Raw genomic sequence first — 26,252 nt, 5'->3', positions numbered from 1 at the left:
TCACCATGCGTAACCCGCCTGCACGCGGGCGGCAATGCGGTTGCTGCTGCCGCTGCTGGTTGCAGTGGAAACACCCAGGCCCAGGTTCAGGTTGTCGTTGACCTGATAGCCGAAAGCGAAGCCGACGGCCGATGCGCCGGCGTAGTTGCCCACGGCGGCCCCCATCCATTTCTTGCCCACCGGCAGTGTCGGCATCGACGGCATCGCCAGCGCCGCTGCAACGCCCTGTGCGGCAAAGGCGTTCGCCTGGCTGGTTGCGTTGCTCACCGCCTGCTGCAGCTGGTTGACGTTGACGGCATCGGTGCCCAACAGACCAGGGGCGACATTCGCAATGCCGCGCAGCTGGCCGGTGGCCGCGTTGCCCACCGAGACGGTGTTGTCGCGATCGGCCACCGAGCCCTGCCCCAGCGCGACCGCATTGCTGCCCGAGGCCAGCGTGTTGGCACCCAGCGCCACGGCGTTGTTGCCGGTGGCCACCGCGTTGTTGCCCACGGCGGTGGTGGGATCGGCCAGGGCCCTGGCCCCGGCGCCGATGGCGACCGAGCCCGCATGGCTGGCTTGCGCACCGTTCCCGATGGCGACGGTGTTCTCGCCGTTGGCCTGCGCGTTGGTGCCCATCGATGTGCTGCCGGCACCGCCGGCGCTGGCCCCGGGACCGCAGGCCACGGCGCCACCCGCCCCCACCGCGCACACGCCGCTGGCCAATGCCTGGTTCATCAAGGTCTGCAGCGCGGTGACCTGCTGAATGGTGAAGTTGTTGGCCGTGGTGACGGCTGCCTGCTGCGCCTGTTGCACCTGCCCGACGTTGGCGGCATCGGTGGTGGCCTGGCCGGCACTGACATTGCTGATCGTGGTGCCGGCGCCGCCGTTGGCATTGAGTTGCAGCGAGGTGCCGCCCGCGCCGTACTGCGCCGAGTTCTGCGCCACGCCAAGCGCAGAGCTGGCGGTCTGTTGCACGGTGTACAGCTGGCTGCCGTTGACGGCATCGGTGCTCGTGGCGGTCACTGCTCCGGCGCTGACGTTGACCAGGCCGCGCGTCTGCCCCGCGGTCCCGAAAGACACCGTGTTGGCCGCCGTGGCGACAGAGTTCGCGCCGATGGCCACGCTGCCGTTCGCACCGCTCGCGACCCGGCTGCCGGACCCGATCGCCACGCTGCCCGTGGCCAATGCGGCCGCGCCCGAAGCGCCGCCGTTCGCGCCGCCGATCGCGGTACTGCCGTTGCCGGATGCCACGGCGCCCTGGCTGGTGCCCGAGGCGCTCCCGATGGCGATCGCGGCGTTGCCCGAAGCCTGCGCGCCACTGCCGCCTGCCGGAGCGGTTTGGCCGCAACAACCGCTGGTGCCCGCGCCTCCCGCGCCGAGCGCGATCGCGCCACCCGCCGAGGCCTGGGCGCCACTGCCCCCTGCGCCGCCCGTTCCTCCCGCTTCGCCTAGCGCACCGGCACCACCGCCCCCCACGGCCGTCGCGCCGCTGGCGGTTGCGCTGGCTCCTGCACCGCCCGCACCGCCGACGCCAGCAGCGGTTCCGGTGCCACCATCACCGCCCGCACCGACCGCAGTGGCCCCGTCTCCCGAGACAACGGCCGCAGCGCCTCCGGCGCCTGCCGTCCCGTTATTAGTTGCCGGGCCGTCATTGCCCGCCGTGCCACCGGCAAATCCTGCCGCGTAGGCGCTTCCTGCGACGAGCAACGCAATCGCAGGCAGCTGCCGAAGTTTGCGCAACCCTTCATGGGTGCCATTGACGCGAATCCGGACTGGCATGGACTTCCTCTTTTTTCGAAAGCAAATAAAACAAACGTGGCAAAGTGTGTCTTTTCGGACTCGACGGGGCCATCCCCGAAAATTGGTAAATGCCACACCGAGAACCTCTCCCGCGGGCATGGCTTGCCGCGTTGATTGGCGTCTTGCTTTTCCTCCTCCTTGCCGCCAGCCCGGCGCTGGCGCAGCCGCCCGCCCCTGAACTCCATGTCGAGGCCGTGCGCGGCACCGGCTGGGACGACACCGCCCCGCCGGCCGATGGCTGGGCGCCCGTCACCCTGCCCGACAGCTGGGCCGGGCGCTGGCCCGGCTTCGACGGCGTGGTCTGGTATCGGCTGACCTGGGAACAGCCGGAACAGGTGCGGGAGGCCGGGCTGCTGCTGCACTACCTCAACATGGCCGGCGCGGTGTCGCTCAACGGCACGCCGATCTCACGCGACGAGCGCCTGGTCGAGCCGCTCACGCGCGCCTGGAACACGCCGCGCTACTGGCTGCTGGCGCCGCCGCTGTTGCGAAGCGGCGCCAACACGCTGCTGGTGCGCGTCTCGGGCCTGTCCGCCTACCAGGCCGGACTGGGCCCGGTCAGCCTCGGCACGCCGGCCGCGATGCAGGCCGCGTTCACCGATGAGCACATCGTGCGCCGCGACCTGCAGGTGCTGGGCCTCGCGGTGAGCGCCGCGGTCTCGGCCCTGTTCGCCGCGCTGTGGCTGATGCGCCGGCGCGAAACCGCTTATGGCTGGTTCGCGGTGATGGACGTGCTGTGGCTGCTGTTCGGCTACAACCAGATCGCGACCAGCCCCTGGCCCTTCGCCTCCAACCACAGCTGGCAAGCGCTCAACACCTCGCTGCTGCTGGTGTTCAGCGCTTCCTATGTCGTCTTCGCACTGCGCTTCTGCGAACGGCGCATGCCGCGCCTGGAGCTGGCGGCACTGCTGGTCACGCTGGCCGGCGTGCTCGACCTGTGGCTTGCGAACGGCCCGAGCCTGCCCCTGCATCGCGCCTTCTGGACCTTGGTGGGCGGCCTCATGACCATTGCCGTCAACAGCGCGTCCATCGTGCACGCCTGGCGCCACCCCGGAAGTCCGATGCGCTTGCTCGCGCCGTTCATGGCGGTGTCCGCGGTTGCAGGTGCGCACGATCTGCTGGTGTTCACGCAGGTGATCGACAGCAACGTCTACTACACGACCATCTCGTCGTATCTGCTGCTGCTCGGCATGGCGCTGACCCAGGCCGGACGCTTCGTGCAGAGCCTGAAGCGCATCGAGAACTTCAATACCGAGCTGATCGAGGAAGTGAATGCGGCCAAGGCCGAGCTGGCCGCCACACTCGCACAGCAGCATGCGCTGGAGCTGGCGCACGCGCGCATCGGCGAGCGCGTCAACCTCGCAAGCGACCTGCACGACGGGCTCGGCGGCATGTTGATCGGCAGCATCGCAACGCTGGAACGCAGGCCCGAAAACCTTTCCGCGCCCGAGCTGCTGGCCATGCTCAAGCGCCTGCGCGACGACCTGCGGCTGATCATCGACGCCACCGGCCGCCACGACGGTGCCCGGGCGTTCGGTGAACTGCTTGTGCCCCTGCGCCACCGCACCTCGCAGCTGCTCGACGCCAACGGCATCGACTGCCGCTGGCAGGTGTCGAACATCGAGTCGCTCGAACTCCCGCCCTCGCAGAGCCTCGACCTGCTGCGCTTCCTGCAGGAGGCACTGACCAATGTGCTCAAGCACAGCGCAGGCCGCCGCGTGGACGTGGCGGTGACGCGCGCCGGCGCCGAACTGCAGCTCAGCGTGCGCGACGACGGCCGCGGCTTCGTGGTGGATGGCGCCGACAAGGGGGCCGGCGCGGGCTTGCGCAGCCTGCGTGCCCGCGCGCGCCGCCTCGGGGCCGATCTGCAGCTGCACTCGCGGCCCGGCGAGACGCAGCTGGCGCTGCGCATGCCGCTGGCGTCCGCGGCCTGAGCGCCCGCGTTCCTAGAGTTCGAGCACCAGCCGGCCTTCGCAGGCACGCGAGCAGCAGGCCATCATCCTGGCGTTGGCATCGCGCTCGGAGCGGGTCAGCACCACGTCGCGGTGGTCCACCTTGCCGGCCAGCACCCGCACTTCGCACGAGCCGCACAGGCCCTCTTCGCAATCGCTCTGCACGTCGACATTGGCGGCGCGCAGGGCGGACAGCAGGGTCTGGTCCGGCGGCACGGTGACGACGATGCCGGAGTCCTTCAGTTCCACCTCGAACGCATGCTCCTTCGATGGGTCGAGCGTTGCGAGCGTCGATTCGAAATGCTCGACGCGCAAGGCGCCCTCGGGCCATGCGGCGCAGCAGGTCTCGAGCGCTTCGAGCATGCGCAACGGGCCGCAGGCATAGACCTGCGCGCCGGGCAGCGGCTGGCGCAGCAAGGCATTCAGGTCGTTGCGCCGCCCCTCGTCCCGTGCGTAGACATGCAGGTGCTCGCCATGCAGCGCAGCCAGCTCGCCGAGGAAAGCCATCGTCGCGCGGCTGCGCCCGCTGTAGTGCAGTTCGTAGTCCATGCCCAGCGCCTTCGCGCGGCGGGCCATGGCGCTCACCGGCGTGATGCCGATGCCGCCCGCGATGAAGATCGCCTTCTTCAGAGATTCGTCGAGCCGGAAGTGATTGCGCGGTCCGCGAATGCGCAGCCGGTCGCCGGCGCGCACGTTCGCATGCACCCAGGCCGAGCCGCCCCGGCCGGCCGGCTCGTGCAGCACGGCGATCTCCAGCACGCCCGCGTCGTCCGGATCGCCGCACAGCGAATACTGGCGCGACAGTGCCGGCGTGCCGCACTCCACGTCGATGTGCGAACCCGCGGTCCAGCGCGGCAGCGGCCTGCCGTCGGGCGACATCAGCTGCAGCCTGACGATGCCGTGGGCCACCGCCGTCACGCGGTCGACCACGACCGGCCGCGCAATCGCATGCCGCGACGGCTCGCCGATGCGCACGGGCAGCTGCACGTCGCGCAGCCCGCGGTTGCTGCGCTCCGGGTTCGCGGCCGGGTCCCATTCGACCCACAGGTGCTCGGGGCCGCGAAACGAGGTGTTCGGCACATAGCTGAAGCGCTGTGCCGACAGGTGCATGTGCGGCAGCCGCCGCGTGAACTCCTCCAGGAAGATCTGCATCTCCATGCGCGCCAGGTTCTTGCCCATGCACTGGTGCGAGCCGTAGCCGAAGGTCAGGTGGTCGCTCGCGTTGTCGCGGCGGATGTCGAACAGGTCGGCGTCGGCGAAATGCGCTTCGTCGTGGTTGGCCGAGGAGGTGACGATCAGCAGCCGCGAGCCGGCCGGCAGGTCGACGCCGCCGAGCTGCGTGTCCCTGGTGACGAGGCGGCGCCATGCGGCCACCGAGCCGTTGTGCCGCAGGCATTCTTCCACCGCGTTGGGAATCAGGCCCGGGTCTTCGCAGAGCTCTTTCCACACTTGCGGGTGCTGCAGCAGCAGCTTCATCGCATTGGCGGTCGCATTGGCCGTGGTCTCGTGCGCAGCCACGATGCCGGCCATCATCATCGAGTGCAGGTACGAGTCGGTCACCACCTCGGGGTGCAGCGCCTGCTTGCGGATGCCGTACTGCATCCAGCCGGGCGCGTCGGGGTCCTGCCGCATCTTGTCGAGCACCTTGCCGGCGTACTGCCAGAAGTTGCCCACCGCGTGCGCCACGGCCACCTGCTCTTCCGGCTTCGGCCGGCCCCAGGTGTTGACGGTGTGCGCGATCGAGTACTTGCGCAGCGTGTCCATGTCTTCCTCGGGCACGCCGAGGAAGTGCAGCGCCACCGTGAGCGGAATCTCCCACAGCATCTGGTCGACGAGGTCAGCCCGGCCGTCGTCGATGAAGCGGTCGACATAGGTGCGGGCCAGTTCGCGCACCATGGGCTCGTGGTGCCGGAGTTCCTCGGGCGTGAACGGGTCCATCAGCGCGCGGCGGCGCGGCATGTGGGCGGGCTCGTCCTCGTTCACCAGCGTGCGGTTCAGCGCGAAGCCATAGGAGGCCAGCACCGCGTTGGCTTCGTCGCCGGTGGGGGTGATCTTCTCCAGCGCGTTGGAGGGGCTGAAGGTGATGTTGTCGCGGAACACCGCCTTGATGTCGGCGTAGCGCGTGATCACCCAGTAGCCGAGCTTCGGGCTGTAGAAGATCGGCTCCTTCTCGCGCGCCCACCGCACGTACTCGGGCGGGTCCTGCTGGTAGCCGTCCTCGAAGGGATCGAAGTCGGCGGCGCGCAGGCTCACCGGGCAGCCGGTGGGTGTGCGCTGCGCGGACAGTGGCCCGTGCGCGACAGGGCAGCCGGAAGAACGTGGGGGCATGGCGGTGTCGGGCATGGGCAGCACTCCTGTCTTCTGTCGGTCAGTCGAGCGTGATCTTCAGGTCGCGGATCAGCTTGTGCCAGCGCGTCGTCTCGCTCTTCAGCAGCTCGGCGTACTGGGCGGGCGTGCTGCCCACGGGCTCCACGCCGAAGTCGACCATGCGCGTGCGCACGGAGGGCTCGTTGATCGCCGCGACGATCTGGCGGTTGAGCGTGTTCACCACCTCCGTCGGCGTGGCCGAGGGCACCACCACGCCGACGAGCGCGGCGGCCTCGACGTTCTTGTAGCCGAGTTCGGCAAAAGTGGGCACATCGGGCAGCTGCGGCAGGCGCGTCGGGTTGGCGACCGCCAGTGCGCGGACCTTGCCGCCCTTGATGAAACCGGCCCCTGCCGCCAGGTCGACCATCATGGCCGGCAGCTGTCCGCCGACCACGTCGGCCAGCGCCGGCGCCGCGCCGCGGTACGGCACGTGGACCATAAAAAGGCCCGCCTCCACCTTGAGCAGCTCCATCGCGAGGTGATGCGGGCTGCCCGCGCCGGCCGATGCGTAGTTGATGCCGCCGGGCTTGGCCTTCGCCTTGGCGATGAAGTCCTTGGCCGTGGCGAAACCCGCGTTGGTGCCGACCACCAGGATCATCGGGAACTTGCCCATCAGCGTGACGGGCGCGAGGTCCTTGGTCGGGCTGTAGCTCAGCGACTTGTAGAGCGCCGGGTTGAAGACCAGCGTGCCGTTGTCGGCCGAGAGCACCGTGTAGCCGTCGGCCGGCGAACGCGCCGTTTCGGCGGCGGCCAGCGCGGTGTTGCCGCCGGGCTTGTTGTCCACCAGCACCGGCTGCGCCACCTGGGTGGAGAGCGTCTGCGCCACCGTGCGCGCCAGGAAGTCGGAGCCGCCGCCAGCCGCGTAGGGAACGATCCAGCGGATCGGCTTGGCGGGGAAGGTCTGGGCGCCGGCCACCGTGGCGGCAGCGAGCGAGAGAACGGCGATGCAACGGACGAAGGGCTTCTTCATGGGTGTCTCCGGGGTTTCGATTTCGTATTGCGTAAGTATCATACGCATTGCGTAATTCAAATTTCCGGGTTAACCCTTGCCTCCCGGTGCCGCGGTGCGACCGGCCCGAGCACCTAACATGCAGCCGACATGACCTCTTCTCCGGAACCCTCTTCCGTGCCCGCCGCCCCCCGTGAGCGGCGCCAGCGCGTCCAGTCCGCCGAGACCGGCATGGCCGTCCTGAAAGGGCTCGCGCACCTGGGCGGGCGCAGCAGCCTGACCGCGCTCTCGGCCCAGGTTGCCGAAAGCCCGGCCAAGGTGCACCGCTACCTCGCCAGCCTCATGGAGGAAGGCCTCGTGCTGCAGGACGCCGCCTCGCAGCACTACTACCTGGGCACCGAAGCCATCCAGATCGGCCTGGCCGCCATGCGCCAGGCCGACCCGATCCGCGCGGCCGAGCCCTGCCTGATCCGCCTGCGCGAATCGCTGGAGGTGACCTGCTTCGTCGCGGTCATGGGAAACAAGGGGCCGACCATCGTGCGTTTCGAGGAGCCGGGCCTGCCGGTCACGGTGAACGTGCGCGCCGGCTCGGTGATGTCGATGCTGTGGTCGGCCACCGGCCGCGCGTTCCTCGGCCTGCTGGACGAATCGCGGGTGCTGGCGCTGGCCGAACAGGAGCTGGCGGAGGCCCCGCCAGACATGCGGGCCACGCTCGATGCGGCCGACCCCATCGGCCAGCTGCGCCGCGACGTGCAGAAGGCGCGCTGCGCGAGCGTGAAAGACACCTACCTGCGCGGCATCAGCGCCGTGGCGGCGCCGGTGTACGACTATGCGGGCCGGGTGTGCGCCGTGCTGACGGCACTGGGTGCGACGGGCGGCTTCGACCCGGCCATCGACGGGCCGATCGCCACCGCCGTGCGGCAGGAAGCCCGTGCCGCCAGCGCCATCCTGGGCCATAGCGGCGCCTGAGYGCCGCGCCGGCAGATCAGTCCGCCCAGACCACCGTGCCGCTCCACGCCGTGGCCAGCACCAGGATGCCGAAGGCAATGCGGTACCAGGCGAACGGAATGAAGTTGTGGGTGCTGATGAACTTCAGCAGCCAGCGCACGCACAGCCAGGCGCTGATGAACGAGAACACCAGCCCCACGGCGAACAGCGGAATGTCGGCCACCGACAGCAGCGCGCGCTCCTTGTAGATGCTGTATGCCCCGGCACCGATCAGCGTCGGAATGGCCAGGAAGAACGAGAAATCGGTCGCTGCCTGGCGCGACAGGCCCAGCAGCATGCCGCCGATGATGGTCGAGCCGCTGCGGCTCGTGCCCGGGATCATCGCGAAGCACTGCACCAGGCCGACCTTGAGCGCATCCCACGGCGTCAGGTCGTCCACGTGCTCGACCCGCACCGAGCCCGGCGGCCGCTTCTCGGCCCACAGGATGATGAAGCCACCGATGATGAAGGTGCTGGCCACCACGGTCGGGATGAACAGGTTCGCCTTGATCACCTTGCCGAACAGCAGGCCCAGCACCACCGCGGGCAGGAAGCCGATGAGGATGTTGAGCGCCAGGCGCTGCGCCTTGGGCTGCCGCGGCAGCGCCACGACGGTCGACTTGATCTTCTGCCAGTAGACCAGGATCACCGCGAAGATCGCGCCGGTCTGGATCGCGATCTCGAAGACCTTGCCCCGGTTGTCGCCGAAGCCGCCGAGCAGCGAGCCCGCAAGAATCAGATGGCCCGTCGACGAGATCGGAAGAAATTCGGTCAGCCCCTCCACGATGCCCATGACGGCGGCCTTGACCAGCAAAACAATATCCACGCGTACTCCTTCAAAGAACGGTCATTATGGCGAGGGCGTTTGTCAGCTCATGTTCAGGCAGGCGGCGAGTACCGAATACCCAATTCCGGTGATGTTCACCCGGCGCGCGCCGGCACATATTTCAAGCTGACCATTCATGTGCCTCAAGGAGTCTTGCCATGCGGACGTTCACCCCGGAAAGCAGGCATGAAGAGCATGTCGCGGACGAGCGCGAATCGATGCGGCGCGTGGCCGAAGCCACCGGCGCATCGGCCGCCGAGCTGCGGCGGCTGATGCAGCGCCTGGCCGACATCGACCGCTCGGGCAAGAGCGCGGGCATCGTCGCGCAAGGCAACATCGCCGCCGACCGGCTGGAGGCCGAGATACCGGTGCCGGACGCCGGCGCCGCCCCGCGCATCGACTTCGGCCTGCTCGCCCCCCTGGACCCGGCCCTCGACAGGAAGGGGTATGCCCGCTGGAAGTTCTGGAGCTTCATGCTGGGCGCGGCCGGCCCCGTGCCATCGCTCACCCTGCAAGGCCTGGCGCTGCGCCCCAGCGAGCCCGACGACGCGCATGCCGACCTCGTGGCCAAGGCCCGCAAGGTGCTGGAAAGCTGGCGCCGGACCTCCGACCCGCTGTTCTGGAGCGCCGTCGAAGGCTATGTGCGGCAGCAGGCCTTCTCGCTCGAAATGCAGGCCTGCCTGATGCATTGCATCGCCGCCGTCTTCGGCGGCGACGCGATGAAGCTGTCGAACGAACAAAGCGAACAGCTCTCGGGCATTCTCACCGCCACCTATTGCGACGCGCTCGGCACCGCGGCCACGATGCCTTCGTCGGACATCTACCGGCGCCTGTCCGAAGGCCTGGAGGCGACCGACCGCGAGACCGGCCTGAGCCGGATGCTGGGCCGCAGCGACGCGGCGCAGATCGCGATGGCGACACTCGTTGCCGCCATCAGCCACGGCGGCTCACACTGAGCGCCGGCCCGTCCTCTGGCGCAACGCACGCACCGCGCTGTCGACGGTCGTGAGCACCGGCAGGCCGCTCGCCTGCTCGCAGGCAGCGCGGGCCCGTGCCATGCTGAACTGGGCGAGTGCGATGCGCGTGCAGCCGCGCTCACGCAGCACGGTGGCCTGGGCGGCGATCAGCGCGTCGTGCCGCTGCGTGTCGCCGGCGTTCAACGCATCGAGTGCGCCTTCGGCCAGCGCCAGTTCGAGCGCAGTGCCGGCCGGAAACTCGGCCGGCATCGATGCCAGCGTGGGCGCAAATGTGGCGATCAGCCCGAGCCGCCCTTCGCCCTGCAATGCCTCGGCGATCATGGCCTCGTTGGGCTTGAGCACCGGAATGCCCGCATGCCGCCGCGCCACCGCCTCGATGCAGGGCCCGAAGGCCGAGCAGGTGAAGAGAATGCCCTGCGCGCCGGTATCGACCGCGTACTGCGCGAGCCGCTGGAAGCGCGCGTGCATCGCCGCGTCCAACCCGCGCCCGTTGCGCGCAAGATCGGCCGAGAGGCTGTCGTCGAGCAGGTTCATGCGCACCGCCTCGGGCCAGTCGCGCGCGAAGGCTTCGTTGATGGGCGCGACCGAGTGCGAGAGCGCGTGGATCAGGGCGATGCGTGTCATGAAGGCGGCTGTCAGATGCCCTTGGAAGACGGATTGGCGAACGCCTCCTTCGTCTCCGGGTTGAGCGGGTAGTTGATGTTGATGCCCTTCGGCGGAATCGGCGACATGAACCACTTGGCGTAGAGCTTTTCCATTTCGCCCGACTTCATCATGCCCGACACCACGCGGTCCACCAGCGCCTTGAAGGCCGGATCGTCCTTGCGGAACATCAGCGACTGGTTCTCCGTGCGCAGGCTCTCGCCGGTGATGATGAAGTCCTTCGGGCTGCGCGCATTCGCGATCTGGCCGGCCAGCAGGATGTCGTCGAGCACGAAGGCCTGCGCCCTGCCGCTCTCCACCAGCAGGAAGGAGTCGCTGTGGTCCTTGCCGGCGAGGTTGGTCACCTCGAGGCTGCGGCCGCGGTCGGCCTCGCGCAGCAGGCGGAACGAGGTGGTGCCGGTGGTCGTCGCCACCGTCTTGCCCTGCAGGTCGGCGATGCTCCTGATGCCCGACTCGGCCTTCACCAGCATGCGCACGTTGTAGCGGAAGATGTCGGGCGAGAACGCCACCTGCTTCTGGCGCTCGACCAGGTTGGTGGTGGAGCCGCACTCGATGTCCACCGTGCCGTTCTGCACCAGCGGAATGCGGTTGGCCGAGGTCACGGCCTGGTACTTGATCTCGATGGCCGGCAGCTTGAGCTCGGTCTTCACCGCCTCGACGATGCGGTTGCAGATCTCGATGCTGTAGCCCACCGGCTTGAGGTTGCCGTCGAGGTACGAGAAGCCGAACGAGGACTCGCGGTAGCCGAAGGTGACGGTGCCGCTCGCCTTGATCTTGGCGAGCGTGTCGCTCTCCTGGGCCTGCGCGGCCGTGTGCGGCAGCAGAAGGGCGAAGGCCACCGCGAGAGCGGCAGCACCGAAGGGGATCGGCAGACGAAGCTTGGGCATGGAAGCGCTCCTCGGAACGGCGGGTTGAAGAAAAACAGCGGAAGAAACCGGGCGGCGGTCAGCGCACTGCGGCGCTCGTCACTGCGTCGACGGAGGCCGCAAGACGGGCGGCGATTTCCTGCAGGTCCTGCCGCGTGGCGATGAAGGGCGGCGCGAGCAGCACGTGGTCGCCCTGGCGGCCATCGACGGTGCCGCCGAAGGGGTAGCACAGCAGGCCGCGCGCCATGGCGTCCTTCTTGATCGCGGCGTTGATCTTCAGGGCCGGATCGAACGGCGCCTTGCTCGCGCGGTCGGCCACCAGCTCGATGCCCCAGAAGAAGCCGCGGCCGCGGATGTCTCCCACGTGGGCGTGGCTGCCGAGCGCCTCGGCCAGCATCGCGCCGAAGGCCACGCCGTCGTCGCGCACCTTGACGACCAGGCCGCCGCGCCGGATCACCTGCTGCACCGCCAGCGCCGCTGCGCAGGCCATCGGATGGCCGAGGTAGGTGTGGCCATGCTGGAAGAAGCCGCTGCCTTTCGACATGGCCTCGACGATCCTGCGCTGCGCCAGCACCGCGCCGATCGGCTGGTAGCCGCCGCCCAGGCCCTTGGCGATGGTGATCAGGTCGGGCACCACGCCCTCCTGCTCGCAGGCATGCAGCGAGCCGGTGCGGCCCATGCCGCACATCACCTCGTCGAGGATCAGCAGCACGCCGTACTTGTCGCACACGGCGCGCACGGCCTTGAAGTAGCCCGGCACCGGCGTCAGCACGCCGGCCGTGGCGCCGCCCACCGTTTCGGCCACGAAGGCGATCACGCGGTCGGCGCCCTGCGCGACGATGGCGGCTTCGAGCTCGGCGGCAAGGCGCTGGCCGTACTGCTCGGCGCTCTCGCCGGCACGCTGCTCGCGGTACGGGTAGCACGGCGCCACGTGCGTGGCCGGCACGAGGATCGGAGCGAACGGTTCGCGCCGCCAGGCGTTGCCGCCCACCGCGAGCGCGCCCAGCGTGTTGCCGTGGTAGCTCTGGCGACGCGCGATGAAGTGCGTGCGCTGCGGCTGGCCGGTCTCGACGAAATACTGCCGCGCCATCTTGAGCGCGGACTCCACCGCCTCGGAACCGCCGCTCACCAGGTACACATGGCTCATGCCCTCGGGGGCGGAGGCGATCAGCTCGTCGGCCAGCTGCTCGGCCACCTCGCTCGTGAAGAAGCTGGTGTGGGCGTAGGCCAGCCGGTCGAGTTGCGCATGCATGGCGGCCAGCACCTCGGGGTGCGCGTGGCCGAGCGAGGAAACGGCCGCGCCGCCCGAGGCATCGAGGTATTCGCGCCCCTCGGCGTCGCGGATGAACATGCCGTGGGAGCCGGCGGCAACGGGCGGGGTCTGGCGAAGGTGGCGGTGGAAGACGTGCGTCATGGCGGGTGGACGGCCGGCGATCGGCGGATTCGTGTTTGGAACTAACGTTTCGGCCGAATTATTGTTTGGAACATTTGTTCCGTCAACTGTTCCCGCGTTGCATGTCCGGTACATTCGTTCCAACGACCGCCAGAAAAGAGACACCGCCATGGGCGCCAGAGACCGTATCCGCCAGCGTTTCAACGAACTGAGCCCTGCCCTCCAGCAGGTGGCGCGCTACGTGCTCGACCACCCGAACGAGGTGGTCACCGGCTCGATGCGCAACGTCGGCACCCTGTCGCAAAGCACGCCCGCCACCCTCGTGCGCTTTGCGCAGCACCTGGGCTTCGAGGGCTGGCCGCAGCTCAAGGAGGCCTTCGCCGCCGACATGGGCCTCGGCTCCGAAACCTACGGCGGACGCGCCAAGCAGCTCGTCGGCCGCTCGCACGACCGCGGCCTCACGGGCGAGATGTTCGAGGTGCAGCGCCGCAACCTCGAGGCCACGCACCAGCAGAGCGAACAGGCGCTGCAGAAGGCCTGCGCGCTGATCGAGAAGGCGCCGGCCGTGCATGCCGCGGGCTTCAGGGCCTGCTTTCCGATCGCGTTCTCGTTCGTCTACGTGTACCGCTTGTTCCGCGCCAGCGTGCACCTGGTCGACGGCCAGGGCGGCTCGCTCGAGATGCAGCAGCGCGCCTTCGCCAAGGGCGACGCGCTGGTGGTGGCGAGCTTCGTGCCCTACTCGCGCGAGGCGCTGCAGGTGACGGAAGCGGCCAAGGCGGCCGGCTGCCGCATCGTCGCCATCACCGACAGCATCACATCGCCGCTCTCGCTGCTCGCGGACGAAACGCTGCTCTTCACGATCAACAGCCCCTCGTTCTTCCCCTCGGTCGCGGCCGGCGTGGCTGTGACCGAGGCGCTGGTCGAGCTGCTCGCAAGCCGTGCGGGCAAGTCGGGCATCAAGCGCATCGACCAGGCCGAGGCGCAGTTGTTCGAAACCGGCGCCTACCTGACGCCACCCGTCGCGCGCGGGAGTTAGAGCCTGTTCACGGTCTGTTTGGGGCTACGTTGGGGTGTTGCGGTTCAGGGCGCGATCACGCCGACGGTGTGCTCTGCTCCGCGAATGTCCCCCGGCGCGGCCTAGGGCCGCAGGCCTCCTCCTTTATTTCGCTGCGCAGAGCACACCGCCGGCGTGATCGCTCAGAGCAGTCGTTGATCGGCCAGCACAACAGCCGCGTCTCTCGTGCACAGGGCACCGGGTGCTCCCCGCAGCGAAATAAAGGAGGAGCGAAGCGGGGGACATTCGCGGAGGGGAGCACCCGGTGGCCTGTGCACGCGCCCCGAACGCACGCGTCCTGAATAGACGGGCTCTCAGGCGCCCCGCTTCCCCGCCGCCATGTGGATCGCCGCACGAATGCGCGGATAGGTGCCGCAGCGGCAGATGTTGCCGCTCATCGCATTCGTCACCTCGTCGTCGCTGGGCTGCGGCACTTTCTTGAGCAACGCGCAGGCCGACATCAACTGCCCGCTCTGGCAGTAGCCGCACTGCACCACGTCGACCTCGGTCCAGGCGCTGCGCAGTGCGTCGGCCTCCCTGCCCTGCAGGCCCTCGATGGTCGTGACCTCGCGCGTGCCCACGGCTTCGAGCGGCGTGACGCAGGAGCGCACCGCCTCGCCGTCGAGGTGCACCGTGCAGGCGCCGCACAGCGCCTTGCCGCAGCCGAACTTGGTGCCGACGAGCTGCATCTCGCCGCGCAGCACCCACAGCAGCGGCGTATCGGGCTCGGCGTTGACGGTGGAGGTCTTGCCGTTGATCTTGATCGTGGTGGTCATGGGGCGTTCCTTCTCTTCTTTTCGTTCAGGCGAGCTTGAGCGGCAGGCTGCGCAGGCGCTGGCCGGTGAGCGCGAACAGCGCGTTGGCCACGGCCGGCGCGATGGGCGGCGTGCCCGGTTCGCCGACCCCGCCCGGGCGTTCGGTGCTGGCGACGATCTCGGTCTCGATCACGGGGCACTCGTTCATGCGCAACGGCATGTAGTCGTGGAAGTTGCTCTGCTGCACCTGGCCCTTCTCGATGGTGATCTCGCCATGCAGCGCGGCCGAGAGGCCGTAGACGATGCCGCCCTCCACCTGCTGGCGGATCAGGTTCGGATTGACCGCCGAGCCGCAGTCGATGACGCACACCACGCGGTGCACGCGAATCTGCTTGTCCGCCGACACAGACACCTCGGCCACCTGCGCGACGATGCTGCCGAAGGCGCGGTGGATGGCGATGCCGCGCGCACGCTTCGCGCCGTCGGGCGCCGGGGCCAGCGGCTGGCCCCAGTTCGACAGCTCGGCCGCGCGTTTCAGCACGTGCACGTGGCGTGGATCCCTGGCGAGCAGCGCGGCACGGAAGGCCACCGCATCCTTGCCCGCCGCAGCGGCGCATTCGTCGATGAAGCTCTCGACGAAGAAGCCGTTCTGCGAATGCGCCACCGAGCGCCAGATGCCGGTGGTCACGGCCGATTCGACCGGCGCGTGCGCCACCCGCGCATGGGGAAAATCGTAGGCGGTGTTCCATGCGCCGTCGGTCGAGGCGTCCATGAACGACGGCGCGCCCAGGCTCGATCCGGCCGAAGTGGTCTGCCATGCGACCAGGGCGCCGCTGGCATCGAAGCCGGCCTTGCAGCGCGCCACATAGGCCGGGCGGTAGTAGTCGTGCGCCATGTCCTCCTCGCGCGACCAGAGCAGTTGCACCGGCGCGCCGCCGGCCTCGCGCGCCAGCGTGGCGGCCTGCACGAGGAAATCGCTGAAGTAGCGCCGGCCGAAGCCGCCGCCGAGGTAGGTCACATGCAGCGTGACCTTCCCGGCATCGATGCCCAGCGCCTTCGCGACCGCACCGCGCGCGAAGCCCGGCGCCTGCGTGGGCGCCCACACGGTGGCGGCGCCGTCCTTGAACTGCACGGTGCAGTTCATCGGCTCCATGGTGGCATGCGCGAGGAAGGGCACGCGGTATTCGGCCTCGATGGTCTTCGCGGCCGACTTCAGCGCGGCGGCCACGTCGCCCTTGTCGAGGCGTGCGTTGCCCTTGTGGGTGTTCAGGGTCTGGGCCAGCGCTTCGATCATCTCGCCGCTCGACAGGCTCGCGGCGGGGCCGTGGTCCCATTCGATGGTGAGCTTCTGCAGCGCACGCATCGCGTGGAACGGCGTGTCGGCGATCACCGCGACGCCGCCCGATGTGCTGCCGGCGCCGACGAGGCTGGCGGCCACCGGCTCCAGCGCCATCACCTTGCGCACGCCGGGCAGGCCTTCCGCGGCCTTGGCGTCGAAGCGCGCGACCTTGCCGCCGATCGTCGGGCACATGGTGATGCTCGCGTACAGCAGGCCGGGTGGCAGCACGTCGATGCCGTACACCGCCGTGCCGTCGAGCTTGCCGGCGTTGTCGATGCGGCGCACGGGCTGGCCGATCACCTTGAAGTCGGCCGGCTTCTTCAGCGCCACCGCCTTGGGCAGCGGCTGCTGCGCGGCGCGCTGTGCGAGCTCGCCGAAGCTCGCGCTCTTGTCCGTGCCGTGCAGCACGCGGCCGGCCTCGGTGCGGCATTCGTTCGCGGGCACGTTCCACAGTGCCGCCGCCGCGCCCACCAGCATCGCGCGCGCCGAGGCACCGGCTTCGCGCACCGGCAGCCACTGGTCGGTGATGCTCGACGAACCGCCGGTGCCCGAGAGCCCCGGAATCGAACGCAGCAGCTTGCCGACCACATGGTGCGTCGAGCGCTTGACCATGCCTTCGTCGCCGGGCGCGAACGGCATCCCGTCGAGGATGGCCGCCTGGTTGTTGTAGATGCCGTCGAAGCCCGCCTGCTCGAGCCTGATCTGCGCGAGCGTGGCGTCCATTTCCTCGGCCAGCAGCATCGCGAGGCCGGTGTGGGAGCCCTGCCCCATTTCCGACTGCGACATCATCAGCGTGACGGTGTTGTCGCTGCCCACCTTGACCCAGCCGTTGAGCGCGACCTGGCCGGGCCCCGCGGCCAGCGGCTCGGATGGCACGAGCCGCGATGCGGCCGGCGTGGCGGACCAGCCGACCACGAGGGCGCCCACGGCACCGAGGGTGCCGAGGACGAAATGGCGGCGCTTGAGCTTGGGCATGGTGGTTCTCTCTTTCAGATGATGGCAACGCCTTGCCAGAAGGTCTCGAAGCCGGCGGTGCAGCAGGCGAGCCGGTCTTTGGGGGTCCTGGCCTGCGCGACGAAGACCATGGTGGTCTCGGCCATCGCGCAGAACATCGCGCCCAGGAAAGGCAGGGGCCGGTCGCGAATCAATTTCTTCCCGATGCAGTCTTGGGCGAGCACCTCGAGCCGCACGAAAGGCGCCATGCCGGCCGCGCGGCTCTCTTCGCTCAGCTGGTCGGAAACCTTGAGCTGCGAGACCACCTTGCACTTCTCGGGGTTGTCGACACCCCAGTAGACATAGCGGTCCCAGGTGTGGCGGTACCGGGTCATGGGATCGGCCTCCTCGGGCCAGTCCGCGAGCATGACCTCGGCCAGCTCGGTCTTCAGCGCGCGATAGAGCTCGTTGACCAGAACTTCCTTGCTCGCGAAGTAGGTGAAGAGCGTGCCTTCGGCCACGCCTGCCGCCTTCGAGATGGCGGAGGTGGGTGTGGTCCACACCCCGCGGCGCGCGAACTCGGCCACGGCGGCATCGAGGATCGCGTTGCGCTTGTCTTCGCTTCGGGGGCGGGCCATGCGTCGGATTCAATCATTGATTGAGTACATACTCAATTATAAAAAGACGATCTGGATCCGCAAGGCCGCCCGCATGCCACATCGCGGAACCACGCCCGAATTGAAGGGTCCAACCCAGGTCGCGGCGTCTTGTCGCGGCAGGAGGTATGACCATGAAGCAAGTGAAGCATTGGCAAGACCCGGTCAACGCCATTGCCGGTGTCTGGCTGATCGTCTCGCCCTGGGTCCTGGGCTTTCAGGGCATCTCGCCCGCCATGTGGACCATGGTAGCGACCGGCATCGTGCTGGGCGCCGTGGCGCTGGGGGCGACCTTCGTGCCGAAGCAGTGGGAAGAGTGGACCGAGGTTGCTCTGGCTGTGTGGCTTGCCGCATCGCCCTGGGTGCTCGGGTTCGCCGCGAGAGAAGCGGCGATGGTCAACGCGGTGCTCGTGGCCGCGGTGATCCTGGTGCTCGCACTCTGGGTGCTGGTGACCGACAAGGACTACCTTGGCGGGATGATGGACCGTCCGGCGCACTAATCACGGCGCCGTGACACAAGGCCCGCCGCGCAAGGTGTTGCACCGGCGGCGGGGTCCGACAAGGATGGGCATGGTGCCCATCCGCGAAACCGCCCTCCTCCTACTGCGGACGAGGGCCAGCGGGTTGTTGGGCCGCAGCCTCCGTGCCGCCGCCCATCCAACCGGCTTGCCAACCGCCACCCAGGGCCTGAATGAGCGCGATGGCCGAGGTCTGGCGGTTGACCTGCAACTGCACCAGCGTGCGCCGCGCGCTCAGCGCGGCGGCCTGGGCCGTCACCACATCGGTGTAGCTCACCTGGGCCGCGCGGTAGCGGTTGAGCAACTGCTGCTCGGTCTTGTCGGCCGCGGCCGAGGCCTCGCGGCGCAGGCCCTCCTGCTGCGCGAGCGCGGCGCCCGCGGTCAGCTGGTCTTCCACCGCCTGGAAGGCGGCGAGCACCGTCTGGCGGTAGCGCGCCACCGCGGCTTCGTGGCTGGCCTTGGCAGCGTCGACGCTGGCGCCGATCGCACCCGCATCGAACACCACCTGCGCCACCGACAGGCCCAGCGCCCAGAGCGTGTTGGCCGAACTGAACAGGTCCTTGACGCGGCTTGCATTGCTGCCCACCGATGCGGTGAGCCCGATGTTCGGAAAGTACGCCGCGCGCGCGATGCCGATCTGCGAATTGGCGGCCGCCACCGAGCGCTCGGCCGCTGCAATGTCGGGACGGCGCTGCAGCAGCGTCGAAGGCACGCCGGTCGGCACGCCGGGCACCGTGGGTGTCCATTGCGCGGCCGGCAGGTTGAAGTCGGCCGGCGCCACGCCCACGAGCATCGCCATGGCGTGCTCCAGCGTGGCGCGGGTACGCTGCAGGCCCACGCGCTCGGCCTTCGCATTGACGAGCTGGGTCTGAGCCTGCAGCACGTCGGTCTGCGCGGCGATGCCTGCCGCATAGCGATTGCTCGTGATCTCGAAGGCGCGCTGGTAGCCCTCGATGGTCTGGTCGAGCAGCGCGATTTCCGCATCGGCCTCGCGCAGCGAGAAGTAGTTGGTCGCAAGGTCGCCGATGGCCGACAGGCGCGCGGCGGCCAGGTCGGCCTCGCTGGCCTGCGCGTTGGCCTGCGCGCTGCTCACGGCCTCGCGCAGGCGGCCCCAGACATCGGGCGTCCAGCTGGCACCCAGCGTGGCGGAGAAAGCGTTCGACGGGCTGCTCGTGCCGCTACCGCCCACATTGCCGCTGCGCTTGCCGCTGCCGTCCAGCGACACCGAGGGAAACAGCGCCGCGCGCTCTCCACGCACCAGCGCCTGGGCCTGCGTGTAGTTGGCCACGGCCGCGGCGATGTTCTGGTTGGACACCTGCACGCGGCCGGCCAGTTCGTCGAGCGTGGGGTCGGCGAACAGCTTCCACCATTCGCCGCGGTCCAGCGCATCGGCCGGCGCTGCGGGCAGCCAGCCTTCGGCGGTCTGCTGCTCCCTCCAGCCGGCGGCCGATGCGGAAGTCGGCACCTGGTAGGCCGGGCCGACGGCGCAGCCGGCCAGCAGGGCGGCGAGCGCGAGCGACGTGAGCACAAGACGGCTCGAAGAAGGGCTCGATCGAAGGCAGGGAAGCAGTGCGTTCATGGTGATGCTGTTCTCAAACGGGCGTTGCACGACCCAGTTCGTGTTCGTTTTTGCCACGGCGGCGCAGCTTGTCGAGCAGGAGATAGACCACCGGCGTTGTCAGCAAGGTGAGCAACTGGCTCGCGATCAATCCGCCGATGATGGCCACGCCCAGCGGCCGGCGCAGTTCCGCGCCCTCGCCGAAGCCGATGGCCAGCGGCAGCGCGCCGAGCGCGGCGGCCAGCGTGGTCATGAGAATGGGCCGGAAGCGCAGCAGGCAGGCCTCGCGCACCGCTTCGAGCGGGCTCAGGCCGCGCGAGCGCTCGGCCTCCAGCGCGAAGTCGATGATCAGGATGGCGTTCTTCTTCACGATGCCGATCAAGAGGAACACGCCGATCAGCGCAATGATCGAGAACTCCATGCGGAACATCAGCAGCGCGAGCACCGCGCCCACGCCGGCCGAGGGCAGCGTCGACAGCACGGTGATCGGATGCACCAGGCTTTCGTAGAGGATGCCGAGCACGATGTAGATCACGACCAGCGCGGCCAGGATCAACACGGCCTGCTGGCCCTGCGACTGCTGCGCGCTGAGCGCCGTGCCGGCGAACGCACCGCGCACGTTGGTGGGCATGGCGATGTTGGCCTCGGCCTTCGCGATGGCCTCGCGCGCATCGCCGAGGTTCGCGCCCTCGGCGAGGTTGAACGAGATCGTGGTCGCCAGCTCGCCGTCTTCATGGCTCACCGAGGTGGCAACGGATTGCTCCTCGAACTTCGCCACCGCCGACAGCGGCACGAGGCTGGTGGCGGTGTTGCTGAGCACGTTGCCGGTCGATGCGCTGCGCAGGCCCGCATTGGCCGAGACCGGCACCGTCGTGGTCGCGGCAGCCGTCGAGGCCGTGGACTTGCTGGTGGACGACGAGGTGGTAGTCGTCGTCGTGGCCGCCACCTGCGTGGTCACGGCCTGCCCCGCGACGATGGAGGTCTTGGTCGCCGGCACGTACACGTCGCTCAGCGCATTGGGGCTGCGCGTGTAGCGCGGCGCCCACTCCATCACCACGTGGTACTGGTTGAGCTCGGTGTAGATGGTGGCCACCTGCCGTTGGCCGAAGGCGTTGTAGAGCGCGTTGTCGATGGCCGTGGACGTGAGGCCGAGCCGGCGCGCGCTGTCGGGGTCGACCTTCGCGACCGTCTCGACGCCGTTCTGGTCCTGGTCGGTGTCGACGTCGGCCAGCACAGGCTGCAGCTTCAGCTCGTCGGACAGCTTGACGGCCCAGGTGCGCAGGTCGGCCAGGCTGTCGCTCTTGAGCGTGTACTGGTAGGTCGAGTTGCTGGCGCGGCCGCCCGAACGCACGTCCTGCACGGTGCCGAGGAACACGCGCAGGCCGGTCACCTCGTTGAGCTGCGGCCGCAGCCGCGCGATCACGGCCATGCCACTTTCCGTGCGCTGGTTGGCCGGCTTCAGGTTGACGAACATGAAGCCGCCGCCCGCCCGCCCGGCGCCGGTGAAGCCCACCACCGTGTCGACCGCCGGGTCCTTGCGGATGATGTCGACCACCTGGCGCAGCTTGGCGGCCAGCGCCTGCGACGAGATGCTCTGGTCGGCGCGCAGGCCGCCGTTGAGCTGGCCGCTGTCCTGCTGCGGGAAGAAGCCCTTGGGTGCGGCGCTGAACAGGTAGACGTTGAGTCCGATCACCGTCACCAGGATCAGCATGACCAGCGCCTTGCTGTCGAGCGCCCAGTCGAGGCTGTGCTCGTAGCGCTTGAGCACCCAGTCGTAGCTGCGCGCAGCCATGCGACCGAGCCGGCCCTGCGGCTTGTCCTTGTCGTGCTCGCCGCCGGGCTTGAGCATCCAGGCGCACATCATGGGCGTGGTGGTCAGCGAAATGACCAGCGAGATCATCACCGCCGCCGACAGCGTGACCGCGAACTCGCGGAAGAGGCGCCCCACCTGCCCCCCCATGAACAGCAGCGGAATGAACACGGCCACCAGCGACACGCTGATCGACAACACGGTGAAGCCCACTTCCTTGGCGCCCAGCAGCGCCGCCTTCATGCGCGACATGCCGGCCTCGATGTGCCGGCTGGTGTTCTCGAGCACCACGATGGCATCGTCCACCACGAAGCCGGTCGCCACCGTGAGCGCCATCAGGCTCAGGTTGTTGAGGCTGAAGCCCAGCAGGTGCATCACCCCGAAGGTGCCGAGCAGCGCCACCACGGTGGCGACGGCCGGCACGATGGTGGCACGCACGCTGCGCAGGAACAGGCTGACCACCAGCACCACCAGCAACACCGAGATGACCAGCGTCAGCTCGACCTCGCGCAGCGAGCCGCGGATGGAGTTGGTGCTGTCCGACGCCACCTGCAGCGTCACGTCGGGCGGCAATTGCGCCTGCAGCTCCGGCAGCAGCGCGCGCACGCTGTCGACGGTCTCGATGATGTTGGCCGAGGGCTGCCGCGTGATCAGCACGATGATCGCGGGCTCGCCGTTGAAGAGGCCCAGCGTGCGCGTGTCTTCCACGCCGTCGATCACTTCGGCCACGTCCTGCAGCCGCACCGCCGCGCCGTTGCGCCAGGCCACCACCATCGAGGCGTAGTCGCTGGCGCGCAGGGCCGGGGTCTGCGTGTAGATCTGCAGCTTGCGGCCGTCGCCCTGCACGGTGCCCTTGGGGCGGTTGGCGTTGGAGGCCTGGATGGCGGCGCGCACGTCCTCGGTGCTGATGCCGTAGCGGTTGAGCGCGAACGGCAAGAGCTCGATGCGCACGGCGGGGAGCGAGCCGCCGCCGATTTCCACGTCGCCGACGCCATCGACCTGCGAGAGGCGCTGGCTCACGATGTTCGACACCGCGTCGTAGATCTGGCCCGGGGTCTTGGTCTTGGACGTGAGGGCCAGGATGATGACGGGCGACGCGGCGGGGTTGGCCTTGCGGTAGGTCGGATTGCTGCGCAGCGTGGCGGGGAGGTCGACGCGGCTGGCGTTGATGGCCGCCTGCACTTCGCGAGCGGCGCCGTCGATGTTGCGGCTGAGGTCGAATTGCAGGGTGACTCTTGCGGAGCCCACCGAACTCGTGGACGTCATTTCGTTGACGCCTGCGATGGTGCCCAGGTGGCGCTCCAGAGGCGTCGCCACGCTCGTTGCCATCGTCTCCGGGCTGGCGCCTGGAATCGATGCGCGCACCGAGATGACGGGGTAGTCGACCTGGGGGAGCGGCGAGACCGGGAGGACGAAGAACGCGGCGATGCCGGCCAACGCGAGGCCGATGGTCAGCAGGACCGTGCCGATGGGACGGCGAACGAAGGGCAGCGAGAGATTCATCCCGCGGCCTCCTCCTCGATCACCGTGCGCCGGGTGCTCCCCCCACCCAGCCGATCGAACGCCAGATAGATCACCGGCGTCGTGAACAGCGTCAGCAACTGGCTGACGACCAGCCCGCCGAAGATCGCGAGCCCCAGCGGCCGCCGCAGCTCAGCCCCTTCGCCGAAGCTCAGCATCAGGGGAACGGCCGCAAAGAGAGCCGCCAGCGTCGTCATCAGGATGGGCCTGAACCGCAGCAGCGCAGCCTGATGAATCGCCTCCCGAGCCGACTTCCCCTCGGTCCGCTCCGCATCGATCGCAAAGTCGATCATCATGATCGCGTTCTTCTTCACGATCCCGATCAGCAGGATGATCCCGATGATCCCGATCACCCCCAGGTCATTGCCGGTGATCATCAGCGCAAGCAAGGCCCCGACCCCGGCCGAAGGCAGCGTGGACAGGATCGTCAGCGGATGCACATAGCTCTCGTACAGCACCCCCAGCACGATGTACACGCAGACGATGGCCGCCAGGATCAGCCACAACTGATTCGACAGCGACCGCTCATAGGCGCCTGAAGCCCCCAGGAACGTCATCGTCACGCTGCCGGGCAGCCCGATCTCCTTGGCCGCCGCGCGAATCGCATCCACCGATTCCCCGAGCGACACCCCGGGCGCCGTGTCGAAGTTCAGCCTGCTCGCCGGGTACTGCGCCACGTGCGTGATCTGCAGCGGCGCCTGCTGCTCCGAAATGTCGGCGATGGCGGACAACGGCGTCGCGGTGCCAGACCCGGCGATCAGGTTCAACTGCCCCAGCGTCTGCGGCGTGTTCACCATGCCCGGCCGGGCTTCGAGGATCACGCGGTACTGGTTCGTCTCGGTGAAGATGGTCGACACGATGCGCTGGCCGAAGGCGCTGTAGAGCGCATCGTCCACCGTGCTCGCGGTGATCGAGAGCCGCGCCGCCGTGTCGCGGTTCACATTGACGAACGCCGCAAGCCCCTGCGCCCCGGCATCGCTGCTCACGTTGCGCACCTTCTTCGAATCCTGCAGCTGCGCCACGAGCTTCTTCATCCACCCGGTGATGGCGGCACTGTCCACGCCTTCGAGCGACACCCGGTATTCGGTCGGCCCGGTCTCGGCGTCGATGGTCAGGTCCTGCGTGGGCTGCAGGTACAGCGTGACGCCCGCCACCTGCCGCACGCGCTCGCGCAGCCGCTCCATCACGTCCTGCTGCCTGTCATGGCTCGGCTTCAGGTTGATGAGCATGCTGCCGGTGTGCAGCATGGTGTTGTTGGCGGCATCCACACCGACGAAGGAACTGAGGTTCTCCACGTCGGGGTCCTCGAGAACCGCCCGCGCCGCCTGCTGCTGCAGCTGCGCCATCCGGTCGAACGAAACGTCCTGCGCCGCCTCGACGCGGGCCTGCAGCTGGCCGGTGTCCTGCGTGGGAAACAGACCCTTCGGAATCGTGAGGTACAGCACCACGGTGATCACCATGGTCAGCAGCGCGACCAGCAGGGTCAGCGGCTGGTGGTCCATCACCCAGTACAGCGAGCGGTCGTAGCGCGTCATCACCCCGGCGAAGAAACGCCGGGCGCGCGCGCCGAAGCCCGTGCCGCCTTCCTTCCTGGGCTCGTGCTTGAGCCAGCGTGCCGACATCATCGGCACCAGCGTGAGCGACACCACGGCCGAGATCAGGATGGTGATGGCCAGCGTCACCGCGAACTCGCGGAACAGCCGCCCCACCACGTCGCCCATGAAGAGCAGCGGAATCAGCACCGCGATCAGCGAGACCGTCAGCGAAATGATGGTGAAACCGATCTGCGTCGCGCCCTTGAAGGCCGCCTGCAAGGGCTTCTCGCCCTCCTCGATGTAGCGCGCGATGTTCTCGATCATGACGATCGCGTCGTCCACCACGAAGCCGGTGGCGATGGTCAGCGCCATCAGGCTGAGGTTGTTGAGGCTGTAGCCCAGCAGGTACATCAGGCCGAAGGTGCCGATGAGCGAGATGGGCACCGCGACGCTCGCGATGATGGTGGCGCGCAGGCTGCCGAGGAAGGCGAAGATCACCAGCACCACCAACACCACGGCCAGCACCAGTTCCATCTCGACGTGCTGCACCGAGGCGCGGATGCCCGCGGTGCGGTCGCTCAGCACCTCGATCTTCAGGCCGGCGGGGAAGCCGGCCTGCAGCACGGGCAGCTGGGCCTTGATGGCGTTGACGGTGGCGATCACGTTCGCGCCCGGCTGGCGCTGCACGTTCAGGATGATGGCCGGCGTGAGCTTGCCTTCTGCGCCCTCACCCGTCTTGGTGCCGGCCCAGGCGCCGAGCTGGGTGTTCTCGGCGCTGTTGACCACCTGCGCCACGTCGACCATGCGGATCGGCGCGCCGTTCTTGTACGAGACGATGAGGTTCTTGTAGTCCTCGACCGTGAGCAGCTGGTCGTTCGAATTGATGGTGTAGGCGCGCTTGGGGCCGTCGAAGCTGCCCTTGGCGCCGTTGGAATTGGCCGCGCTGATGGCGGTGCGCAGGGTGTCGAGGCCGATGCCGTTGGCGGCGAGGGCCTGCGTGTTGGCCTGGATGCGCACGGCCGGGCGCTGCCCGCCGCTGAGCGACACCAGCCCCACGCCGGAGACCTGGCTGATCTTCTGCGCGAGCCGGGTGTTGACGAGGTTCTGCACCTCGGTGAGCGGCAGCGTGTCGGACGTGATGGCCAGCGTGAGCACCGGCGCGTCCGCCGGGTTGACCTTGGCATACACCGGCGGCGCGGGCAGGTCGGCCGGCAGCAGCGAGCCACCGGCATTGATGGCGGCCTGCACTTCCTGCTCGGCGACGTCGAGCGTCTGGCCGAGCGAGAACTGCAGCGTGATGATCGACACGCCCGCGGCGCTGGTCGAGCTCATGCGGTCGAGCCCCGACATCTGGCCGAACTGGCGCTCCAGCGGCGCGGTGACGGTGTTGCTCATCACCTCGGGGCTGGCCCCGGGGTAGAGCGTCTGCACCTGGATGGTCGGGTAGTCGACCTGCGGCAAGGYCGACAGCGGCAGGAAGCGGAACGCGACCAGGCCCGCCAGCACGATGGCGACCATCAGCAGCGAGGTCGCCACCGGCCGCAAGATGAAGGGGCGTGATGGGCTCATTGGCCTCGCCGGCCGTCACCCCGACCCTCTTGCATGCGCTGCCAGCGCTCCAGCGCCGCCGGGTCGCCGCGGTCGAGCGCTTCGAGGAAACGCTTGCGGCGCTCCAGTTGTTCGGGATCGTCCTTGGCCGAATCGAGCATGCGCTGGCGCTGCTCGGCGGTGGGGAGCTTGGCTGCCGTGGGAGCGGCGGCAGGCGCAGGAGCCGGCGCTGCAGCGGCCGGCGGCGCGGTCGTGCCGGCGGG

18 protein-coding genes and 1 pseudogene are annotated in these 26,252 nt (G+C 68.8%); 5 read left to right on the top strand and 14 right to left on the bottom strand.

Annotated elements, in window-relative coordinates; translation table 11 throughout:
• Positions 1–1,761, bottom strand: a complete 1,761-nt coding sequence (locus tag AC1DXX_RS20505; protein WP_478136050.1) for a YadA family autotransporter adhesin — start codon at positions 1,759–1,761, stop codon at positions 1–3.
• A 143-nt stretch (positions 1,762–1,904) separates the two neighbouring features.
• Between AC1DXX_RS20505 and AC1DXX_RS20500 the strand changes: the two genes are divergently transcribed.
• A complete protein-coding gene (locus AC1DXX_RS20500) occupies positions 1,905–3,716 on the top strand; it encodes a sensor histidine kinase (protein WP_478136049.1) in 1,812 nt (603 codons plus the stop codon).
• A gap of 12 nt (positions 3,717–3,728) precedes the next feature.
• Here AC1DXX_RS20500 and AC1DXX_RS20495 read toward each other — a convergent pair whose 3' ends face one another.
• Together AC1DXX_RS20495 and AC1DXX_RS20490 are read right to left on the bottom strand one after the other, a co-directional pair.
• Positions 3,729–6,077, bottom strand: a complete 2,349-nt coding sequence (locus tag AC1DXX_RS20495; RefSeq protein WP_478136048.1) for a cytochrome P450 — start codon at positions 6,075–6,077, stop codon at positions 3,729–3,731.
• 25 nt (positions 6,078–6,102) lie between these two features.
• Positions 6,103–7,071, bottom strand: a complete 969-nt coding sequence (locus tag AC1DXX_RS20490; protein WP_478136047.1) for a Bug family tripartite tricarboxylate transporter substrate binding protein — start codon at positions 7,069–7,071, stop codon at positions 6,103–6,105.
• Positions 7,072–7,200: 129 nt separating this feature from the next.
• On the opposite strand from AC1DXX_RS20490, the gene AC1DXX_RS20485 reads away from it, so the two are divergent.
• Positions 7,201–8,019: an IclR family transcriptional regulator gene (locus AC1DXX_RS20485; RefSeq protein WP_478136046.1), complete on the top strand. Its 819-nt coding sequence runs from the start codon at positions 7,201–7,203 to the stop codon at positions 8,017–8,019.
• 16 nt (positions 8,020–8,035) lie between these two features.
• Here the strand turns inward: AC1DXX_RS20485 and AC1DXX_RS20480 are convergent, their stop codons facing one another.
• On the bottom strand, positions 8,036–8,863 hold the full coding sequence (locus AC1DXX_RS20480; RefSeq protein ID WP_478136045.1) for an undecaprenyl-diphosphate phosphatase: 828 nt from the start codon (positions 8,861–8,863) through the stop codon (positions 8,036–8,038).
• Between the two features lie 158 nt (positions 8,864–9,021).
• Between AC1DXX_RS20480 and AC1DXX_RS20475 the strand changes: the two genes are divergently transcribed.
• A complete protein-coding gene (locus AC1DXX_RS20475; protein ID WP_478136044.1) occupies positions 9,022–9,819 on the top strand; it encodes a hypothetical protein in 798 nt (265 codons plus the stop codon).
• On the opposite strand, the gene AC1DXX_RS20470 is transcribed toward AC1DXX_RS20475, so the two are convergent.
• Genes AC1DXX_RS20470 through AC1DXX_RS20460 form a run of 3 tightly spaced genes read right to left on the bottom strand, consistent with a single transcriptional unit; the run spans position 9,811 to position 12,783 of the window.
• Positions 9,811–10,464, bottom strand: coding sequence for an aspartate/glutamate racemase family protein (locus AC1DXX_RS20470; RefSeq protein WP_478136043.1), 654 nt, complete (start codon positions 10,462–10,464; stop codon positions 9,811–9,813). The two genes, AC1DXX_RS20475 and AC1DXX_RS20470, sit on opposite strands and share 9 nt — an antisense overlap.
• Positions 10,465–10,475: 11 nt before the next feature.
• Positions 10,476–11,390: a transporter substrate-binding domain-containing protein gene (locus tag AC1DXX_RS20465; RefSeq protein ID WP_478136042.1), complete on the bottom strand. Its 915-nt coding sequence runs from the start codon at positions 11,388–11,390 to the stop codon at positions 10,476–10,478.
• A gap of 58 nt (positions 11,391–11,448) precedes the next feature.
• Positions 11,449–12,783, bottom strand: a complete 1,335-nt coding sequence (locus AC1DXX_RS20460) for an aspartate aminotransferase family protein (RefSeq protein WP_478136041.1) — start codon at positions 12,781–12,783, stop codon at positions 11,449–11,451.
• A 148-nt stretch (positions 12,784–12,931) separates the two neighbouring features.
• On the opposite strand from AC1DXX_RS20460, the gene AC1DXX_RS20455 reads away from it, so the two are divergent.
• The gene (locus AC1DXX_RS20455) at positions 12,932–13,798 is read left to right on the top strand and encodes a MurR/RpiR family transcriptional regulator (protein ID WP_478136040.1); all 867 of its coding nucleotides are present in this window, start codon (positions 12,932–12,934) and stop codon (positions 13,796–13,798) included.
• A 332-nt stretch (positions 13,799–14,130) separates the two neighbouring features.
• Here AC1DXX_RS20455 and AC1DXX_RS20450 read toward each other — a convergent pair whose 3' ends face one another.
• The 3 genes from AC1DXX_RS20450 to AC1DXX_RS20440 are packed head-to-tail and all read right to left on the bottom strand — an operon-like array spanning position 14,131 to position 17,481.
• Positions 14,131–14,592 carry a (2Fe-2S)-binding protein gene (locus AC1DXX_RS20450; protein WP_478136039.1) on the bottom strand — a complete coding sequence of 154 codons (462 nt, stop codon included), beginning with the start codon at positions 14,590–14,592 and terminating at the stop codon, positions 14,131–14,133.
• A gap of 25 nt (positions 14,593–14,617) precedes the next feature.
• Positions 14,618–16,885: a xanthine dehydrogenase family protein molybdopterin-binding subunit gene (locus AC1DXX_RS20445; RefSeq protein ID WP_478136038.1), complete on the bottom strand. Its 2,268-nt coding sequence runs from the start codon at positions 16,883–16,885 to the stop codon at positions 14,618–14,620.
• A 14-nt stretch (positions 16,886–16,899) separates the two neighbouring features.
• Positions 16,900–17,481: a TetR/AcrR family transcriptional regulator gene (locus AC1DXX_RS20440; protein WP_478136037.1), complete on the bottom strand. Its 582-nt coding sequence runs from the start codon at positions 17,479–17,481 to the stop codon at positions 16,900–16,902.
• 152 nt (positions 17,482–17,633) lie between these two features.
• Here AC1DXX_RS20440 and AC1DXX_RS20435 point away from each other — a divergent pair, with 152 nt between their 5' ends.
• Positions 17,634–17,999: an SPW repeat protein gene (locus AC1DXX_RS20435; RefSeq protein ID WP_478136036.1), complete on the top strand. Its 366-nt coding sequence runs from the start codon at positions 17,634–17,636 to the stop codon at positions 17,997–17,999.
• 100 nt (positions 18,000–18,099) lie between these two features.
• Here AC1DXX_RS20435 and AC1DXX_RS20430 read toward each other — a convergent pair whose 3' ends face one another.
• The 4 genes and pseudogenes from AC1DXX_RS20430 to AC1DXX_RS20415 form a co-directional block, all read right to left on the bottom strand.
• Positions 18,100–19,596: an efflux transporter outer membrane subunit gene (locus AC1DXX_RS20430; RefSeq protein WP_478136035.1), complete on the bottom strand. Its 1,497-nt coding sequence runs from the start codon at positions 19,594–19,596 to the stop codon at positions 18,100–18,102.
• Between the two features lie 13 nt (positions 19,597–19,609).
• Positions 19,610–22,888, bottom strand: a complete 3,279-nt coding sequence (locus tag AC1DXX_RS20425) for an efflux RND transporter permease subunit (protein WP_478136034.1) — start codon at positions 22,886–22,888, stop codon at positions 19,610–19,612.
• Positions 22,885–26,010: an efflux RND transporter permease subunit gene (locus tag AC1DXX_RS20420; RefSeq protein WP_478136033.1), complete on the bottom strand. Its 3,126-nt coding sequence runs from the start codon at positions 26,008–26,010 to the stop codon at positions 22,885–22,887. Before AC1DXX_RS20420 ends, AC1DXX_RS20425 begins: the two co-directional genes overlap by 4 nt.
• Positions 26,007–26,252, bottom strand: a pseudogene (locus tag AC1DXX_RS20415) (efflux RND transporter periplasmic adaptor subunit); the annotation flags it as partial. The gene AC1DXX_RS20420 and the pseudogene AC1DXX_RS20415, both read right to left, overlap by 4 nt.

This window comes from Variovorax sp. P4_B10 (assembly GCF_056402375.1).
The sequence above is the reverse complement of the archived record's forward strand: the minus strand, read 5'-3'. Positions and strand labels throughout refer to the sequence as shown.